Source organism: Sphingopyxis sp. Geo48, from assembly GCF_949769155.1.
Lineage (GTDB): Bacteria > Pseudomonadota > Alphaproteobacteria > Sphingomonadales > Sphingomonadaceae > Sphingopyxis.
In genome coordinates this window covers 101,292-119,534 of sequence record NZ_CATKPA010000003.1, presented here as the reverse complement: position 1 = coordinate 119,534, position 18,243 = coordinate 101,292, and the positions used below count along the sequence as shown (strand labels likewise).

Here is an 18,243-nt window from a genome sequence, read left to right as displayed (position 1 = left end):
GATAACATGCGCCGACTGACCGCCGTGCTGCTTGCCAGCTCTATACCGTTCGCCGCGATCGCACAGGATGCCGCGAGCGACGCCACGCGCACCGCGCAGGCCGAGATCGCGAGGCGCCTGCCGCTCGACGACCCGCGCGACGAAGCCAATGTTCGGCGCGGCAAGCTCGCCGAGATTCCGGGCGGGGTGATTCTCGACAAGCAAGGCAAGACGGTGTGGGACCGGCGGCCCTATGAATTTCTGCAATCGAAGGACGCGCCCGACACGGTGAACCCGTCGCTGTGGCGGCAGGCGCGGCTCGACGCGGTGCACGGATTGTTCGAGGTCGTGCCGGGCAAGATCTGGCAGATCCGCGGCTACGATATTTCGGTGATGACGATCATCCGCGGCAAGAGCGGCTGGATCGTCGTCGACCCCTTGCTGTCCGAAGAAACGGCCGCCGCGGGGTGGAAGCTGTTCGCCGATACGGTCGAGGCGAAGGACAAGGTGCTGCCGATCAGGGCGGTGATCTTCAGCCACAGCCATAGCGACCATTTCGGCGGGGTCGGCGGGATCGTCACACCCGAACAGGTGAAGGCGGGCAAGGTGCGGATCATCGCGCCGCACGGCTTCTCCGAAGAAGCGACGTCGGAGAATGTCCTCGCTGGGACCGCGATGGGGCGGCGCGCGCTCTACATGTTCGGGTCGATCCTGGCGCCGGGCGAGCGGGGGCAGGTCGATACCGGGCTGGGGCCGAAGCTGTCGTCGGGGACGATCGGCTATATGGAGCCGACCGAGACGGTGTCGGACAAGGGCGGAACGCTGACGATCGACGGACTGGCGTTCGACTTCATGGACGCGGGCGGTACCGAGGCGCCAGCCGAGTTCGTCTTTTATATTCCTGCTTACAAGGCGCTGCACACGACCGAGGTCGTGACCCACAATCTGCACAATATCCTGACGCTCCGTGGCGCGCAGGTGCGCGATGCGCTGCGCTGGTCGAAGGTGATCGACGCGATGCTCCTGAAATGGGGCGGCAGCGCCGAGGTCGCGATGGGATCGCATCATTGGCCGACCTGGGGGACGGGCGAGGTCAGCGAGCTGCTGGCGAACCAGCGCGACGCCTATCGCTATGTCCACGACCGGACACTGTTCCTCGCGAACAAGGGCGCGACCTTGCACGAGCTCGCCGACCAGACCGCCGAGGCGCCGGTACAGGGCAAGGATTTCGGGACACGCGGCTATTACGGGACGCTCAACCACGACATGAAGGCGACGTACCAGCGCTATTTCGGCTGGTGGGACGGCAATCCGGCGAATTTCAACCCACTGCCGCCCGAGCAGTCGGCGCCGAAATATGTCGCGCTCGCCGGCGGGGCGGACAAATTGCTCGCGGCGGGCAAGGCGGCAATCGCGGCGGGCGATTACCGCTGGGCGGCAGAGCTGCTCAACAAGCTCGTCTTTGCGCAGCCGGACAACAGGGACGCCCGCGCGGCGCTCGCCTCGGCCTATGACCAGATGGGGTACCAGGCCGAATCGGGCGCCTGGCGGAACTATTATCTCGCCGCCGCGGCGAGCCTGCGCGGCAATGCGGTCGAAAGCATTTCGGGCAACGGGCAGAGCCGCAGCTTCGTGAGCGCGATCCCGACTGGCGTCTTCTTCGATGCGCTCGCGACGCGTTTCGATGCCACCAAGGGCGCGGGCCTCAAAGGCACCTTCCAATTCATCCTGCCCGATAGCAAGGAAGCCGTCGCGGTGGTCGTCGGCGGCGGGGTCGAGTTCCCGCGCTATGGCGTCACCGACCCGGCACCGACAGCGACGATCACCATCGACCGGGGGACGCTCGACGATGTGATGCTGGGGCAAGCACAATTCCCGGCGCTGATGCAGTCGGGCGCGATCAAGATCGACGGCGACCGGATGGCGTTCCTGTCGTGGTTCGCGCTGCATCCGCCGCAGGACCCGCGCTTCAATATAGTTGTGCCCTGACACGCCAACCGACTAACGGAGGATCATGACCGACACCGCTGCCGCGCCCACCGACCCCTTCGCGCCCGACGCGCTCAACGCGAGCGAGGGGCTGGGTCCGGTCGATCCCGCCTATGGCCATGTCCTGCGCATCACGACCGCGCTCAACATGCTGCCCCTCGCGATCGGCGCCACGGTGTTCGACCTGCTCGTGATGCCGCGGATCGGCGGACCGACCGGGCTGGTCAGCGTCGCCGCGTGGCTGTTTGCGGCGATAGCGATCGTCACCTTTCCGGCGCGCCGCGTTTCGCGCTGGGGCTACCGGATCGGCGAGGGGCAACTCCGCGTCGCGCGCGGCTGGCTGTTCCGCACCGACACGATCGTCCCCTTCGTCCGCGTCCAGCATATCGACGTCGGGCAGGGGCCGGTCGAGCGCTGGTTCGGCCTCTCGCACCTCGTCGTCCACACATCGGGCACGCACAACAGCACCGTCACCCTGCCCGGCCTGCGCAGCGACCTTGCCGCCGCGATGCGCGAGACGATCCGCCGGCATATCCAGACCGACTTCGCATGAGCGACGCCGCCGCCCTTCCCGCGGCCGCCGACGAGCCGCATTGGCAGCGGCTGCACCCGGCGACGCTGGCCCTCGCGCTTCTCCGGATCGGGCCGCGCTCGCTGCAGTTTTTGCCCGCAGTCGCGGCGCTTGGCTTCACCGGCAACTGGGTCTGGATTGTCCCGGCAATCCTCGCCTATCTGCTGATCGCGTTCGCCGCCGCCTGTCTGCAATGGATGCGATTTCGCTTCATCGTCGGCGACGACGCGGTGGTGATCGAAAGCGGCGTGCTGTCGCGCCAGCATCGCACCATCCCCTTCGACCGCATCCAGGACGTCAGCATCGAACAGGGGTTGGTGTCGCGCGCGCTCGGCATCGCCAAGGTCGGGTTCGAGACCGGCGCGGGCGGCAAGGAGAATGATGCGCATCTCGACGCCATCGGGCTCGACGCCGCGCAGGCGCTGCGCACGACGATCCGCGCGCATCGCAGCGCGCCCGTCGCAGCACCGACGGCGGATGCGCCTGACCCAGCCCCCGCGCTCGCCGAGGACCGGCTGCTCTTCGCAATGGGCCCCCGCCGGCTGCTCGTCGCCGGGCTGTTCAACTTCTCGCTCGCCGCGCTCGCAGTCGTCGGCGGCGGCATGCAATTCTTCGACAATCTGCTGCCGTTCGACTTCAACATCTTCAATCCCGCCGACTGGATCGACGTCGCGGGGCGCTACGGGCTCGACAGCTGGCTGCTCGCGCACCGCTGGATCGCCGGGATCGGCGCCGCGATCTCGCTGCTGTTCATCGGTTTCGCGAGCGGCATCGCGACGATGGTGTTCGCCAACTGGGGTTTCCGCCTGACGCGCGAGCCGCGCGCGCTCCGCCGCACGCGCGGCCTGACGACGCGCACCGACGTCGCGGTGCCGGTGAAGCGCGTGCAGGCGGCGATCCTTGTCACCGGCTGCCTGCGCAAACGCTTCGGCTGGCACGAGCTCCGCCTGCAAAGCCTTGCGAGCGACGGCGAGAAGGAACGCGACCATCAGGTCGTTCCCTTCGGTCGGATCGAGGAGATCGACCCGGTGCTGGACGAGGTCGCGATCCGCCGCCCCGACGCCGCGCAGGCGTGGCAGCACAGCCACCATATCGTCGCGCTCGGCCCGGTCATCGGCGCGACCGCCGCGACGATCGGCGGCATCGTCGCCCTCTCGCTCGGCAATGCGGTCGGCTGGCTCGGTATCGTCGCTGCGCCGCTGATCGCGCTGATCGCCTTCTGGGCGGCGCGCTATCATCTGTGGGCCGATATCGGCGACCAGGTCGCGATCCGCCGCGGCTGGTGGAAGCCGAAGATGACCTTGCTGCCGCACGCATCGGTGCAGAGCGTCGACCTAAAGACCGACTTCATCCTCCGCCCCTTCGGCCTCGCGACGCTTGTTTTCGGGGTGCCGGGCGGAAGCAGCCTTGCCAGCCACGAGATTCCGGCGATCCCGCTCGGCGTCGCACAGGATCTGCGCGCGCGCATCCTGACGGCAGGGCTGCGGCAATGACCGAAGCCGCGCTTGGCATCACCCACTCGATCAGCGGCCAGCCCTGGCACTGGCGGCGCACGAGCGCCGAAATGGGCGGCGAAAGCCTCGCTCCCGACGATCTCGTCACCCAATTGCTGATGGCGCGCGGGGTGCCGCGCGACGATATCGAGCGCCAGCGTACCCCGACCCTGCGCGGATTCATGCCCGACCCGTCGCTGTTCCGCGACATGGACGCCGCCGCCGCGCGGCTCGCCGATGCGGTCGAGGCCCGCGAGGCGGTGACGATCTTCGGCGACTATGACGTCGACGGAGCGACCTCGGCGGCGCTGCTCGTCCGCCTGCTCCGCGCGCTCGACGTGCCGGTGGGCGCCTATATCCCCGACCGGCTGATGGAGGGATATGGTCCGTCGGGCGCCGCGCTGGTCAGGATCGGCGAGGCAGGATCGAAGCTGATCGTCACCGTCGATTGCGGCGCACAGGCGTTCGACGCGATCGCCGAGGCCCGCGCGGCAGGCGTCGAAGTGATCGTCGTCGACCATCACCAGTGCGCGACGACGCTTCCGCAAGCCTTTGCGGTGGTGAACCCGAACCGGCTCGACGAGGAACCCGACGCGGCGATCCACGGCAATCTCGCCGCGGTCGGGGTTGCCTTCCTGCTCGGCGCGGCCTTGCTGCGCACCCTGCGCGCACGCGGCCATTTCGGCAGCCGCGCCGAGCCGCAGCTGATCGAGCTGCTCGACCTTGTCGCGCTCGGCACGGTCGCCGACGTTGCGCGGCTGACGGGTTTCAACCGCGCGCTGGTGACGCAGGGGCTGAAGGTGATGGCGAAGCGCGCCAATATCGGCATGGCCGCGCTGATGGACGCCGCGCGGTTGACCAGGCCGCCGACCGCCAGCGACATGGGCTTTGCGCTGGGGCCGCGCATCAACGCCGGCGGGCGGGTCGGAAAGTCGGACCTCGGCGTCCGGCTGCTGACGACGACCGATCCGCAGGAGGCGGCCGATATCGCGCAGGAACTGGGCCGCCTCAACGAGGAACGCCGCGCGATCGAGGCGGCGGTGCTCGACCAGGCGATCGAGGCGAGCGCGGCCTGCGCCAACGCCCCCGTCGCGATCGTCGCGGGCGACGGCTGGCACCCGGGGGTGATCGGCATCGTCGCGGGGCGGCTCAAGGAAAAGCTGCACCGCCCGGCGATCGTCATTGCAGTCGATGCGGATGGCGTCGGCAAGGGTTCGGGACGCTCGATCTCGGGCGTCGACCTGGGCGCCGCGATTCTCGCTGCGAAGGAGACGGGGCTGCTCGTCGCGGGTGGCGGCCATGCCATGGCGGCGGGGCTGACCGTCGAAAGGAACAAGGTCGACGCGCTCGGCGCCTTCCTGAACGAGCGATTGGCGGCGGACGTCGAGCGCGCGAGCGGCGACAAGTCGCTGCTGATCGACGCGGTGCTCGCGCCGCGCGGGATCAATCCCTTGTGGTGCGACGCGATCGAAAGCGCCGGGCCATATGGCGCCGGCTGGCCCGCGCCGCGCGTCGCGACGGGACCGGTGCGAATCGTCGAATCGGGGATCGTCGGCACCGATCATCTCCGCCTGATCGTCGCGGGAGAGGATGGCGCGCGGTTCAAGGCGATCGCCTTTCGCGCCGCCGAGACCGAGCTGGGGCAGACGCTGCTGAACGCGCGCGGGCGCAAATTGTGGCTCGCGGGGCGCGCCAAACGCGACGACTGGGGCAGCCGCCCCGCCGCCGAACTCCACCTCGAGGATGCCGCGTGGGCCGACTGACGGCTGGCTCCTGCCAGCCTGGGGGCGGACGGACGACTGGAGGACCAGCGATGGCGCAATAAATTTGCGCGCGCGCTTGACCGCACGGGAACGCCCGTCTAAGGCCCCGCTTCACCGATTTGACGGCCCCTTCGTCTAGCGGTCTAGGACGTCGCCCTTTCACGGCGAAAACACGGGTTCGAGTCCCGTAGGGGTCACCACGGTAAAGACGGGCAGGGTGCAGCCGGGCGGTCGGCCCTTTCTCTCCCGATACATCCGACCGACAAGGCCCCTTCGTCTAGCGGTCAGGACGCGGCCCTCTCACGGCTGAAACACGGGTTCGATTCCCGTAGGGGTCACCATCCGGCGATATTTCAGGCTCGCTCGCCGGCGCCGGCGCGGCAAGCTCGTCCGTGCATGCCGGATCGCGACGATGCGGGGCAAAGGCGTCCCGAAACAGGAAAAGAGTGGCATTCCCTTGAAAAATATCGAAACTCGCGCGCCGGGACATCATTCCCGCCTCGCTGGCGGAGTGACATCCATCGGGCGCGACCGGGGCGGAGCTTTTCTATGCCGATTCTCACCTTGAACAGGATCGACGACTATCTCTTTTTCGATGAAGACGAATGCCGCGCGGCGGGGCGGAAGCTGGCGGCGGACTATCAGAACGCCGACCCCTTTCCGCACATCGTCCTCGACGAGCTGATCGACCCGGCAATCCTGCGCAGCGTCGCAGAGCGCTACCCCTCGCTCGAAGGCCAGACCTTCTTCGACCGCGACCAGGAACGGTTCAAATATCAGTTCAAGCCCGAGGCAGTGCCCAGCGGGCTGACCCGCAACCTGCTCGCCGAGCTGAACAGCCGCGCGTTTCTGGCCTTTCTGGAAGAAATGACGGGCATAGCAGGACTGATTTCGGACCCCTATTACAGCGGCGCCGGGCTGCACATCACGCGCGCCGGCGGCCACCTCAGCGTCCACGCCGATTTCAACGTCCACGGCGACATGAAGGTCGAGCGGCGGCTGAACCTGCTCGTCTATCTGAACGAGGACTGGGATCCGGGATATCGCGGCGAGCTCGAGCTTTGGGACCGGCAGATGAAGGGCTGCGTCAGGTCGATCGCGCCGCTTCTCGGCAAGGCGGTCGTGTTCAACACCTCGCTCGACAGCTTCCACGGCCAGCCCGACCCGCTCGCCTGCCCGCCCGACCGCGACCGCCGTTCGATCGCCACCTATTATTACACCGCTTTCACTGAAGGCCTCGAGAATATCCCGGAGCGATCGACGACCTTCCAGACCCGGCCGGGAACCACCGACCGAACCGACTGGCGCACGCGCACGAGCCATTTCATCAAGGACTGGGTGCCGCCGCGGCTGCAGCGTTACGCGAACCGGCTCAATCCGTTTTGATGCGCGTGTGGCCGGACGTACCAATTCGCCTTCGTTCTTGGAAAGAAGAGGCCGGAACGGCCAAGCCGCCCCGGCCCCACCACCGAACTGTCCTGACCCGGGTCGCAGAAGATCAGAAGGCAATTCGTGCGGTTAACTGACGGACCGGTCGCGGCCTCCCTCACCGGCCGGCCCGTCGCGTCACGATGTCGTTGCGCCCCCGCGCGCCGGCCGGTCGCGGATGCGCCGCCGAGCTTTGAACGACCGCCTAGGTCAGCGCCGCGCGAGGCGCTACCCAATGTTTGTTGGGGTGGCCGACGCGCGAACCCGATCGTCCAATGCCCGTCCGGCTCGTTTCGCGCCCTTGAAAGGCAACGCAAAAATTGACTTTGCCGACCGCGCACGCGACACCGGTCGGCGCATGTCGATCGTCGCGCGGATAGGCTTCGGCCTCTGGCTGATGGCGGCGCTGCTGGCGCCCGCCGCAGCGTCGGCACAAGCGTCGGTACAGCCGATCCCGACGATCGAACTCCGCGCCGGCGCCGACGGCCCGGCGGTCGCACCCTATGTCCGCTATACGAAGGATCCCGGCGCGCCCGACGAACGGGGCCTTGCCGCGCTCCTGGAGGCGCCGCTCGAAGCCATAGAGGGGCAGAGCGTCCATTTCGGTCCGCCGGGCGCCCGAACGATCGTCGCGGTCAAGGTTCGTAACGCAAGCAACGCGCAGGGGAGCTGGATATTCACCACCGGGCGCGGATCGCTCAAATATTTCCGCCTCTTCGAGGTCGCCGACGGCAAGGTCGACCTGCTCGTCGACGGCACCGACGCCAGGGCTGCGCGCGAGAATCTGCTCAGCTATCAGGCGTTCAGCACCGAATTCGTGCTCGACCCCGGACAGGAAAAGCTGCTGCTGATCGACTTCGTCTCCGAAAATTCGACCTATATGCCACTCAAGATCCAGACCTATGGCAGCTTCTTCAAGGACCGGCGCGCCAACATCGCGCTGGTGTCCGGGGTCGTGCTGGGGCTCGCGGTCCTGATCTTCCTGAACTTCCTCTTCTTCTCGATCACCGGGCACCGCGACTTCGTGTGGCTCGCGGTCGCGCAGGCCTTTTTCGCCATCAACACGATCCATTCGGAGGGCTATGTCACCATCTTCTTCCTCTCCGACAATCCGCTGACCAGCGTCGGGATCGAGGATATGTTCAAATGCGGCTTCGCGGGCGCGATGGCGCAGTTCGCGCGCAGTTTCGTCGGGACGGCGACGCGCTTTCCGAAGACCGACCTTGCGCTCCGCATCCTGATCGGCGCGGCGCTGGTGCTGATGGCGCTGCAGCCCGGCCTCGCGCTCTATCCGCCTGTCTTCCGGCACAGCCTGCACATCGGTTGCTGGATCATCGCGGTCGCCGGCGCGCTGTTCCTGCCGTTCGTCGGCCATGCCGCGATGAAGCGCGTCGGGCGCCAGCTCTGGCCGCTGTTCGTCGGCTGGGCGAGCCTTGCGCTCTTCATCGTCTATGCCGCGATCGCCTCGATGGGCGTGTTCGTCTGGCTGCCGATCAACTGGCACCTCGCGGGGCCGGTCGGGCTGTTCGAATCGCTGATGGCGACGCTCGCGCTCGGCCTCAACCTCAAGAAGATCCAGGCCGACAAGATCGCCGCCGACGAGGCCTATGCCCGCGAACTCGCCGGACGCCTCGCGGTCAGCGAGCGCGCCGCGCGGCTGGCGGAGGAAAAGGCTTTCGCGCTCGAAACCGTGCACAGCCAGAACGCGCTGCTCCATGCCTCGGGGCATGACAGCAAGCAGGTCATCCTCGCGCTCAACAGCGCGGTCGACGCGTTGAAGCGCGACCCGGCGGCGAACGGCGAATTGACCGCGATGCTGCAAAGCTCGGCCGATTATCTGGGCGAAATCGTGTCGACGACGATGTCCGGCGCCAACATCGTCGGCAGCGAGGATGATTTCGTCGCCCTCGGCGCTTTCGGCGGCGCAGCGCTCGTCGAGCCGCTGCAGATGATGTTCCGCGCCCCCTTTGCCGCCAAGGGGCTGACGCTCGCGGTCCGGGTCGACGCCGACATCATGCTTGTTTCGGACAAGCCGCTGTTGATGCGGGTGCTCGCGAACCTGATCAGCAACAGCTATCAATATACGGCGAAGGGCGGCGCGACGTTGACGCTCGACCGCGAAGGCGAAGAGGCCGTGATCCTCCTCTCCGACACCGGCAGCGGGATGCCCGCCGACATCGTCCGCGCCCTTAACGCAGCGGACGGCCGGCGCGTCCGCGCCGACGCGCGCGCGGCGGGCTCGGGGTCGGGGTTCCATTCGGCGAAGCGGCTGATCGGGGCGCTCGGCGGGTCGCTGGCGATCACCGCCTCGGACGCCGGCGGCACGACGATCGCCGTCCGGCTTCCTGCCGCCTATGACGCGATCACGCCCTGTCCGGCGGAGGAACTCCAGGCGGGCCTGCCCGGCTGGCGCATCCTCGACTTCGACGAGCGCGCCGCGTTCGACGCCGCGCTCGCCGCGGCCGAAGGTTCCAGACGCCGCATCGCCGCGCTGACCTATGACGACACGACGGTCACGCGCGGACGGCTGAGCGAGCTTGTCGGGCTGATGATCTTGAAACCGCCGTGCCGCGAGCTGATGCGCCACCCGCTCGTCGTGCGCGGGTCAGAGCAGCTTTAGCTCCTGCGCGCGCTCGACGATCTTGCGATTGTTGGGCACATCGAGCTTGCGGCGCAGTTCGGCGATGTGGAACGACACCGTCGGCTGCGCGATCGACAGGCGGTACGAAATTTCCTTGTTGCTCTCGCCCTGCGCCAGATAGTGGAGGATGGCCATCTGGCGCGACGACAGGGTGACGGGCGAGCCGCTGTACTTGCCGAGCGCCTCCTCCATATGCGGCGACAGATAGACGTCGCCCGCCAGCGCGGCGTCGCAGGCGGCGATGATTTCCTCGGCCGGGTCGGCCTTGCTCACCGCGGCGCGCGCGCCGAGTTTCAGGGCATAATCGACCTCGCCATAGCCCGATTCGCCGGTCAGGATGATCACCGTCATGTCGCGCGACCCGACGATTTCGGCGAGAATGTTGATCCCGCGCACGTCGGGCATGTTGAGGTCGAGGATGACGAGGTCGACCGGCTGCGACTGGACGAAGGCGGCGACCGTCGCCCCGCGATCGAGCGCACCGACAACCGAAAAGCGCGGATGCGCGGAAAAAAGCAGCCGGAGCCCGCTCTGCGTGAGCGGGTGATCGTCGACGATCAAGATCCTGTGCGTGTCGCTCATCGCCCTCCCGCCCCGATAGGACCGCACAGCGATGCCCCAGACGGACAAGCGCCCGCAACCCCAATAAATTTGAGGCAGGGCGCGCGGCAATATTGGGAAAAATCGCGCACCCGAAGGGACCCGAAGCCCTGACCTTCGCCTTCAGGCGGGTACCAACAGGCTACGCCATCCACGCAGCCCCGGTCATACCGTTTCCTTGGCGCCATCCACTTTATCGATCGGCGCCCACAGCTCGGGGTGGCGGCCATAGGCGCGGAGGAACAGAATCGCGGCACGCCGCGCGCGAGCGTCCTTCTGTTTCGGCGTCGGCGGATTGCTGAGGCCCCAAAGGCTCTCGAAATGGAAATTCGATGCGGCCAGTGCGACGAGATCATCGCCCGCCTGCCAATAATCGTCGGTCCAGAGGAGGTCGCCGAAATTCGCGCGCAGATATTCGGCGATACTCTTCTGCGTCCGGCGCGGGCCGCGTTCGAAGAAGATGCGCACCAGTTCGGGATTGCGTTCGGACATCGGACTGATCAGCCGGAACATCTGCACCGCGATCGGGGCGGTCATGCGTTCGATGATCGTCCGCGACAGATGCGTCAGCTGATCGAGCGGCGAATCGCCGACCGCCGAAAAATCGATGCCGCCGCGAATCCCGGCCGCCGTATCCTCGACGACCGCCGCGAATAACTCCTCCTTCGACGGGAAATAGGACCAGAGGGTGCGCTTGGACCCGCCGAGCTGCGCCGCGATCGCCGACATTGACGCGCCCTCGAAGCCTTTCTCGAAAAAATGTTCGCGCGCGATTGCAATGATCTGGGCGCGTTTCAGGAGCCGTTGGCTCTCTCTCTTACCAATCTTCATCCCGCCAATATGATACCACTCCCCACCTTTTGCAAGATACGAAGATTCGAAGAAGGGCAATATCCGGCCGCGTATTTTTTGCAGAACGGTACCATTTTGTGGCCAGAAATCCCTTCATATTGCATTTATGATGTTGATCTATATGAAATTAAATTCAGGTACCACGCAGTACCATTTTTGGATTGACATTTGCGGCGCGAATCGCGATTTAAACGGTACTGCATAGTACCTCAAAGGAATCGATGATGATCGCAACCCGCTTCGGCGGGCTGGCCATGCTCATGGCCAGCGCCGCCACTTTGACCGCCTGCGCCTCGGTCCCCGACCTTGGCGCGCGCCCCGAAATCCGTGCGCCGGAAACCATCGCCAGCGCCGCAAGCCTGGGCGGCGACGCCGGTGTCTGGCCCGCCGACGGCTGGTGGAAAGGCTATGGCGATGCCCAGCTCGACGCGCTGATGCAGGAAGCGATCGCCGGATCGCCCGACCTTCGCATGGCTTCGGCGCGACTCCGCAGGGCGCAGGCCTATGCCCGTCAGGCGGGCGCAGCGCTGCTGCCGCAGATCGACGCGACAAACAGCGCGGGCTTCGTCCAGCAGAGCGAGAATAACGGCGTCCCCGCGCAATTCGTCCCCGACGGCTGGGAAGACACCGCAAAGACCGGGCTCTCCTTCTCGCTCGACCTCGATCTGTGGGGCAAGAACCGCGCGACGCTCGCTGCCGCGAAAGCCGACGCGCTGGCGGCGGCCTATGAGGTGCAGGAAGCGCGGAGCGCGCTGACCGCCGCGCTTGCCACCAGCTATGCCGAACTCGCACGGCTTTGTGCGCAGCGCGAGGTGCTCGACCGCACGGTGCAGAACCGGCTCGAGACGCTGAAGCTCGTCGGCGACCGCGTCTATGCCGGGCTCGACAATCAGGCCGCGCTCAAGCAGGCGCGCTCGCGTGTTCCGGCCGCCAAGGCCGAGCTCGCGGCAACCGACGAAGCGATCGCGCTGACGAAGAACAGCATCGCCGAACTCACCGGTGCCGGTCCCGACCGCGCGCTGACGATCGGCCGCCCCGCGGTCGCGCTTGCCGCCGTCCGCGGCGTCCCCGCCAATGCGTCAATCGACCTGATCGGCCGCCGGCCCGACATCGCAGCGGCGCTCGCCGGGGTCGATGCGCAGACGAGCCGGATCAAGGCGGCGCGCGCCGCCTTCTATCCGAACATCAGCCTCACCGGGCTGATCGGCTTGCAGGCGCTCGGCATCGGCAATCTCGCCGACAGCGGTTCGCTCTATGGCAATGCCGGCCCGGCGGTGAGCCTGCCGATCTTCCACGGCGGTGCGATCAGCGCGCAATATCGCGGCACGCGGGCGCAATATGACGAAGCCGTCGCGCGCTACGACGCTACCGTGATCGGCGCGCTCCACGATGTCGCCGACACGCTGGTCAGCCGCCGCGCTCTGGCTGAACGGCTCAGCCTGGCGCTGGCCTCGCTGAAGGATGCCGAGGCCGCGCACGAGCTTTCGCGCCAGCGCTACGAGCGCGGGCTCGCCTCCTATCTCGATGTCCTCAGCAACGAGGAAAATGTCCTGCAGGCGCGGCGGTCGGTCGCCGACCTTCAGGCGCGCGTCTTCACGCTCGACGTCCAGATGGTCCGCTCGCTCGGCGGCGGATTCACCAAAGCCTGATCCTCTCCCCTCCGAACCACCAAAGGAAAGACCCATCCCCATGAATACCGATGTCAAAAATCCGAAGCGCCAGCGCGCGCTGCGCTGGCTGGGCTACGGCCTGCTGTTCAAGCTCGCGCTCATTGGCGGCGCCTGGCTGTTCGCAGTTGCCGCCCAGCAGATCATGACCACCCCCCTCTGATCGTTTCCGCACGATGATTTCCAAAGGACAGACCGATGACTCAAATAGCTCTTCTCGACCATACCGATGATTTCCGCGACGACGGCGCGCGGGCCACCGAACCGACGATCGACTCCAACGAGGCCGCGACATCGGCCAAGCGCAGGAAGCTGTTTGCCGCGCTCGGCGGCGCGGTGCTGCTCGCCGGCGCCGGTTACTGGCTGCTCGCCGACGGCGATCTGGTCGCGACCGACAACGCCTATGTCGCCGCGGACTCGGCGCAGGTAACCCCGCTCGTCTCGGGCGCGGTGACCAAGGTTTTCGTCGCCAATACGCAGAATGTGAAGCGCGGCGATATCCTGATCCAGCTCGACGACACCGACGCCAAACTTGCGCTGGCGCGCGCCGAGGCCGATTATGCCCGTGCCCGCCGCCAGTTCGGACAGGCGGTCGCGACCAGCAGCTCGCTTGCCGGGCAGGTCAACGCCGGTGCGGCGTCGATCGGTCAGGCAGAGGCGCAGGTCCAGGTCGCGAATGCGGCGCTCGCCAAGGCGCGCATCGACCTCGACCGCCGTGCCGGCATCGCTGACGGCGGCGCCGTGTCGGGCGAGGAACTGACCGTCGTCCGCAACGCCTATGCGACCGCGCAAGCCAATCTGGCGCAAGCGAAGGCCGGGCTCGCGCAGGCCGTCGCCTCGCGCAATTCGGCGTCGGGCTCGCTCGCCGCGAACAATGCGATGATCGCGGGCGTCTCGGTCGACAACCACCCCGATGTGCTCGCCGCCAAGGCGAAGCTCGATCAGGCGCGCGTCGACCTGGAACGCACGGTGATCCGCGCGCCCGTCGATGGTGTCGTCACCAATCGTCAGGTGCAGGTCGGCCAGCGCGTTTCGGCGGGCAGCGTGGCGATGACGATCGTTCCGATCGGCGCCGTCTATGTCGACGCCAACTTCAAGGAAGGCCAGCTCGAACGCGTTCGCGTCGGCCAGCCGGTCGAGCTCGTCTCCGACCTCTATGGGTCGGACGTCGTCTTCCATGGCCGCGTCGAAGGCTTCTCGGGTGGTACCGGTTCGGCGTTCGCGCTGATCCCGGCGCAGAATGCCACGGGCAACTGGATCAAGGTGGTCCAGCGTCTGCCGGTGCGCGTCTCGCTCGACCCGAAGGAACTCAAGAAGCATCCATTGCGCGTCGGCCTGTCGATGGAAGCCGAGATCGACGTGGCGCCCCGCCGGAAGGACGTCCGGTGAGCGCGGCGGGGGCCCAGCACTCCGGCGCCGAGGGCCACAGCTCGACGATCCTGACGGGCAGCATGTTGCTGCTCGCCGGGGCGGTGCTCGCGGTCAGCAACTTCATGGTCGTGCTCGACACCACGATCGCGAACGTGTCGGTCGCGCATATCGCCGGCGGCCTCGGCATCTCCTCCTCGGAGGGAACATGGGTGATCACATCCTATGCCGTGGCCGAGGCGATCTGCGTGCCGCTCACCGGATGGCTCTCGCGGCGCCTCGGCACCGTGCGGCTGTTCGCGGGCGGGATGCTCGGCTTCGGCATCTTCTCCTTCCTCTGCGGCACCGCGACGAGCCTCACCATGCTCGTTGCCTTCCGGATCGGGCAGGGGATTTGCGGCGGGCCGCTGATGGCTTTGAGCCAGACCTTGCTGCTGCGGGTGTTCCCGAAGGACAAGCATGCGATGACGATGGGGATCTGGGCGATGACGACGCTGACCGCGCCGATCTTCGGCCCGATCCTCGGCGGTACCATCTCCGACAGCTGGGGCTGGCACTGGATCTTCTTCATCAACGTGCCCGTTGCGGCCATCTGTGCCTTCACGGCGTGGACGGTGCTGCGCAAGGCGGAGACCGAGAAGGTGAACGAGCCCGTCGACGGTTTCGGCCTCGTGTTGCTCGTCCTCTGGGTCGGTGCGTTGCAGCTCATGCTCGATCTCGGGCGCGAACATGACTGGTTCAGCGCGGACATCATCGTCCAGCTCGCCATCATCGCGATCGTCGGTTTCGCGAGCTTCCTCATCTGGGAGCTGACGCACGACAGACCCGTCGTCGACCTTCGCCCTTTCCGCCACCGCGGTTTCACCGTCGCGGTCATCGCGCTGGTGTTCGCTTACGGCACCTTCTTCGCGAGCCTGGTGGTGATCCCGCAGTGGCTGCAGGGCGCGATGGGCTACACCGCGACCTGGGCCGGCTATGCCACCGCGTTCAACGGCGTGGCGGCGGTGCTGATGGCGCCGATCGTCGCGAAGCGGATGACCGAAGTCGACCCGCGCCGGCTCGTCTTCATCGGCGTGCTCTGGCTCGGCGGTACCTCGCTGCTTCGTGTCTTCTGGTGGAACAGCGGCGCCGACTTCTGGACGCTGGCGCTCCCCCAGCTGATCCAGGGTGCGGGCATGCCCTTCTTCTTCGTGCCTTTGACGACCATCGCCCTCGGCGCGGTCGACGAAGAGGAAACGGCCTCGGCGGCAGGGGTGATGAACTTCCTGCGGACGATGGCCGGGGCGGTCGCCGTCGCGATCTCGACGACGCTCTGGTACGACGGCGCGCAGGAAAAGCGCGACGGCCTCTCGGGCGTCCTCCACGGCACGCAGGCGGCGATCGATGGGCTGATGGCCAAGGGCTACAGCCTCGAGCAGGCCCGCCAGATCATCAGCCAGATGGTGGACAAGGAAAGCGTCGCGCTGGCGACCGGACAGACCTTCGTCTGGGCCGCGTTCGTCTTCGCCGCCGCCGCCTCGATCATCTGGCTCGCCCCGCGGCCGACGCGCGCCGTGGATACCAGTTCGGTGCACTGACCTGCATCGTGCGGAAGTTCCGGGCGGGCACCTCCCCCTGCCCCCCGCCCGCCCGGAACGTCCATCGTCGGCGCGAGCCGGTCGAGCCCTCCCTGGTGTCGGCCGGCTCGCGTTCGATCCTTCGCCCCAGAATGAAGCCGAAACGCGATTCTGCGTCACAAGATTTTTGTACCCGAAATCAAGCAACAAGGATTATATCATGACCAATATTCCCAACCGAAATCGCCGCGCCGGTTACGGCAAAGCCGCCGCGCTGTGGCTGCTTTTTGCCGGCGCATCGCTCGTCGCCATGGAATATCCCGCCGACGCCGCGACCACCGCGACGACCGCTACGATTGCGGTCGACAACACGCCGCCCGCGATCGTCTTCGCCTTCGAGCCGACGGTCATGGTGCATATCGACGGCAAGCCCGTGCTTCGCGACATGAAGTCGGCAGGCGTCCGGCGCGTCGTCAACACGCGCGCGCTGCTGGTCCGGGCAGGCAATCTTTACTATCTGCGCATCGGCGGCCGCTGGCTGACCGCAACGGCGCTGAACGCCCGCTGGACGCTGGCCCGCGACGTGCCCGCCAATGTGACCTGGGCGCTGAACGAAGCCACATCGTACAAGCTCGCCGACCCGATGGACAAGACGGCGGACGATGTCGCCGCGCTGCTGCGCGCTGGCCGAGCGCCGGTAATCGTCGTGCGCAGCGACGCTGCCGAGCTGATCGCCATATCGGGCGAGCCGCAATTCGCCCCGATCGCGGGCACGACGCTCGCCTATGTCGCAAACACGCGCGCCGACGTCTTTGTCACGGCGAACACCAACTGGTATGTGCTGTTGTCGGGGCGCTGGTTCGTCGCGCCGTCGGCGACGGGTCCATGGACTTATGTTGCGCCCGACAAGCTGCCCGCCGACTTCGCACGCATCCCTGCCGACAGCCCCAAGGGCGTGGTCCTCGCATCGGTTGCCGGGACGCCGCAGGCGAAGGCAGCGATCGCCAGCAACAGCATCCCGCAGACCGCGACGGTCAATCGCAGGCAGGCAAGCTTTACCGCAACTTATGACGGCACTCCCGAATTCCGTGTCGTGACCGGGACCAGCCTCAGCTACGCGCGCAATGCTGCGGTGCCGGTGATCCGCGTCGATGCCAGCCATTATTACGCCGTTTCAAATGGCGTCTGGTTCGCGGCTTCGTCGCCGCACGGTCCGTGGGTGGTCGCGACCAGCGTCGCACCCGCAATCTATACGATCCCGGTTAGCTCGCCGCTCCATTATGTGACCTATGTCCGCGTCTATGGGGTCAGCGGCGATAGCGTTCAGGTCGGCTATACGCCCGGCTATTACGGGATCGTGTCGACCGGAACCGTCTTGGTCTATGGCACCGGCTATCGCTGCACCGCGTGGGTCGGTTCGGTCTGGTATGGCTGTCCCGCCGCTTATGCGCCTGCCGCTTATTGGTATGGCGGCGCCTATCCCGTCGCGGGGGCGTGGAACGTCTATGGCCAATGGAGCAACGCCGTCGTCTCGGGCACCGCAGCGGCCTGGGCCAATCCGTGGACCGGCAACTACGGCCGTGCGGTGGAAGGCGGCTATTACAACCAGGCGACCGGGGGACGCGGGGTCGGACAGGCGGCGGTCAACACCAACGCCTATACCGGCACGACCACCGCGGCGGCGCGCGGTGTGCGCTACAATCCCGAAACCGGCCGCGTCGTCGCGAACGAAGGCGTCGCCGCCTATAACCCCTATACGGGACAGGCAGGGGCCGCGAACCACCGCGAGGTCTATAATAGCAACACCGGCCGCCAGACGAGCATGGCAGGCGCGGCGGGCACCGGCCCGGAAGGCGCGGGGGCGGTCGGCGGATTCTCGACGACCGGCTCTGGCGGCAATGCCGCGGGCGTCGGCGGCGTCACTTACGACCGCGACAGCGGCACGGTGAACGCCGGCGGCGCGGTCAAGGTCGGCGATGATGTCTACGCCGGGAAAAATGGCGACGTCTATCAAAAGACCGACGGCGGCTGGGAACAGGTCGAGCGCAGCACTGCGCAGCGGCAGAATGGGCAGCGGCCGTCCGGCACGACGACCGGCCCGGTCGACCGCGAACAGGTCGCGCACGACCGCGGCACCGGCAGCAACGCCGCCTCGACCAGCCGCCAGCGACGCGAGCGCGGCAGCATCGGAAACGGCGGCTTCACCGGCGCCAAGAGCGGTAGCCGCCCAGCGATCGGCAGCGGCGGGCACCCCGCGAAGGGCGGCCGTCCCCGCAAGCGGTGACGGTTCGGGCGAGGGCGCACCCCTGCGCGCCCTCGCCTGCTGCGGCCTTTCG

The 18,243-nt window shown here is 67.1% G+C and carries 13 protein-coding genes and 2 tRNA genes; 13 read left to right on the top strand and 2 right to left on the bottom strand.

From position 1 onward, the window contains the following. Positions 1–6 precede the first annotated feature (6 nt). The 8 genes from QOL79_RS12090 to QOL79_RS12055 all read left to right on the top strand — a co-directional run bounded on the left by QOL79_RS12090 (position 7) and on the right by QOL79_RS12055 (position 9,843). Positions 7–1,968: an alkyl/aryl-sulfatase gene (locus QOL79_RS12090; protein ID WP_283419748.1), complete on the top strand. Its 1,962-nt coding sequence runs from the start codon at positions 7–9 to the stop codon at positions 1,966–1,968. 25 nt (positions 1,969–1,993) lie between these two features. Continuing rightward, positions 1,994–2,521, top strand: coding sequence for a PH domain-containing protein (locus QOL79_RS12085; RefSeq protein ID WP_282949266.1), 528 nt, complete (start codon positions 1,994–1,996; stop codon positions 2,519–2,521). Beyond that, positions 2,518–4,032, top strand: a complete 1,515-nt coding sequence (locus QOL79_RS12080) for a PH domain-containing protein (RefSeq protein WP_283419747.1) — start codon at positions 2,518–2,520, stop codon at positions 4,030–4,032. The genes QOL79_RS12085 and QOL79_RS12080 overlap by 4 nt, the downstream gene beginning before the upstream one ends. Continuing rightward, positions 4,029–5,795 (top strand): single-stranded-DNA-specific exonuclease RecJ, encoded by a 1,767-nt coding sequence (recJ, locus tag QOL79_RS12075; protein ID WP_283419746.1) that lies wholly within the window; start codon positions 4,029–4,031, stop codon positions 5,793–5,795. Before QOL79_RS12080 ends, recJ begins: the two co-directional genes overlap by 4 nt. Before the next feature lie 124 nt (positions 5,796–5,919). Then, a tRNA-Glu gene (locus QOL79_RS12070) sits at positions 5,920–5,995 on the top strand. Positions 5,996–6,061: 66 nt separating this feature from the next. Next, a tRNA-Glu gene (locus tag QOL79_RS12065) sits at positions 6,062–6,136 on the top strand. Positions 6,137–6,344: 208 nt separating this feature from the next. Continuing rightward, on the top strand, positions 6,345–7,181 hold the full coding sequence (locus tag QOL79_RS12060) for a 2OG-Fe(II) oxygenase (protein WP_283419745.1): 837 nt from the start codon (positions 6,345–6,347) through the stop codon (positions 7,179–7,181). Positions 7,182–7,581: 400 nt separating this feature from the next. Then, entirely contained in the window at positions 7,582–9,843 is a 2,262-nt protein-coding gene (locus QOL79_RS12055) for a sensor histidine kinase (RefSeq protein ID WP_283419744.1), read from the top strand. Here the strand turns inward: QOL79_RS12055 and QOL79_RS12050 are convergent. Together QOL79_RS12050 and QOL79_RS12045 are read right to left on the bottom strand one after the other, a co-directional pair. Beyond that, a complete protein-coding gene (locus tag QOL79_RS12050; RefSeq protein ID WP_058454220.1) occupies positions 9,829–10,446 on the bottom strand; it encodes a response regulator in 618 nt (205 codons plus the stop codon). The genes QOL79_RS12055 and QOL79_RS12050 overlap by 15 nt on opposite strands. 183 nt (positions 10,447–10,629) lie before the next feature. Continuing rightward, positions 10,630–11,193 (bottom strand): TetR/AcrR family transcriptional regulator, encoded by a 564-nt coding sequence (locus tag QOL79_RS12045; protein ID WP_374395301.1) that lies wholly within the window; start codon positions 11,191–11,193, stop codon positions 10,630–10,632. Positions 11,194–11,537: 344 nt separating this feature from the next. Here QOL79_RS12045 and QOL79_RS12040 point away from each other — a divergent pair, with 344 nt between their 5' ends. The 5 genes from QOL79_RS12040 (at position 11,538) to QOL79_RS12020 (ending at position 18,191) form a co-directional block, all read left to right on the top strand. Next, on the top strand, positions 11,538–12,965 hold the full coding sequence (locus QOL79_RS12040) for an efflux transporter outer membrane subunit (protein ID WP_283419742.1): 1,428 nt from the start codon (positions 11,538–11,540) through the stop codon (positions 12,963–12,965). A gap of 40 nt (positions 12,966–13,005) precedes the next feature. After that, positions 13,006–13,146 (top strand): hypothetical protein, encoded by a 141-nt coding sequence (locus QOL79_RS12035; RefSeq protein ID WP_282950435.1) that lies wholly within the window; start codon positions 13,006–13,008, stop codon positions 13,144–13,146. A 35-nt stretch (positions 13,147–13,181) separates the two neighbouring features. Continuing rightward, the gene (locus QOL79_RS12030) at positions 13,182–14,372 is read left to right on the top strand and encodes an HlyD family secretion protein (protein ID WP_283419741.1); all 1,191 of its coding nucleotides are present in this window, start codon (positions 13,182–13,184) and stop codon (positions 14,370–14,372) included. Between the two features lie 62 nt (positions 14,373–14,434). Beyond that, positions 14,435–15,928 (top strand): DHA2 family efflux MFS transporter permease subunit, encoded by a 1,494-nt coding sequence (locus QOL79_RS12025; protein WP_058454398.1) that lies wholly within the window; start codon positions 14,435–14,437, stop codon positions 15,926–15,928. 199 nt (positions 15,929–16,127) lie between these two features. Further along, positions 16,128–18,191, top strand: coding sequence for a hypothetical protein (locus tag QOL79_RS12020; RefSeq protein ID WP_058454223.1), 2,064 nt, complete (start codon positions 16,128–16,130; stop codon positions 18,189–18,191). Positions 18,192–18,243: the final 52 nt, after the last annotated feature.

Coding starts and splice junctions, on each gene's coding strand:
- QOL79_RS12090 (WP_283419748.1), top strand. CDS start 7: ATGCGCCGACTGACCGCCGTGCTGCTTGCCAGCTCTATACCGTTCGCC.
- QOL79_RS12085 (WP_282949266.1), top strand. CDS start 1,994: ATGACCGACACCGCTGCCGCGCCCACCGACCCCTTCGCGCCCGACGCG.
- QOL79_RS12080 (WP_283419747.1), top strand. CDS start 2,518: ATGAGCGACGCCGCCGCCCTTCCCGCGGCCGCCGACGAGCCGCATTGG.
- recJ (WP_283419746.1), top strand. CDS start 4,029: ATGACCGAAGCCGCGCTTGGCATCACCCACTCGATCAGCGGCCAGCCC.
- QOL79_RS12060 (WP_283419745.1), top strand. CDS start 6,345: ATGCCGATTCTCACCTTGAACAGGATCGACGACTATCTCTTTTTCGAT.
- QOL79_RS12055 (WP_283419744.1), top strand. CDS start 7,582: ATGTCGATCGTCGCGCGGATAGGCTTCGGCCTCTGGCTGATGGCGGCG.
- QOL79_RS12050 (WP_058454220.1), bottom strand. CDS start 10,446: ATGAGCGACACGCACAGGATCTTGATCGTCGACGATCACCCGCTCACG.
- QOL79_RS12045 (WP_374395301.1), bottom strand. CDS start 11,193: ATGTCGGCGATCGCGGCGCAGCTCGGCGGGTCCAAGCGCACCCTCTGG.
- QOL79_RS12040 (WP_283419742.1), top strand. CDS start 11,538: ATGATGATCGCAACCCGCTTCGGCGGGCTGGCCATGCTCATGGCCAGC.
- QOL79_RS12035 (WP_282950435.1), top strand. CDS start 13,006: ATGAATACCGATGTCAAAAATCCGAAGCGCCAGCGCGCGCTGCGCTGG.
- QOL79_RS12030 (WP_283419741.1), top strand. CDS start 13,182: ATGACTCAAATAGCTCTTCTCGACCATACCGATGATTTCCGCGACGAC.
- QOL79_RS12025 (WP_058454398.1), top strand. CDS start 14,435: ATGTTGCTGCTCGCCGGGGCGGTGCTCGCGGTCAGCAACTTCATGGTC.
- QOL79_RS12020 (WP_058454223.1), top strand. CDS start 16,128: ATGACCAATATTCCCAACCGAAATCGCCGCGCCGGTTACGGCAAAGCC.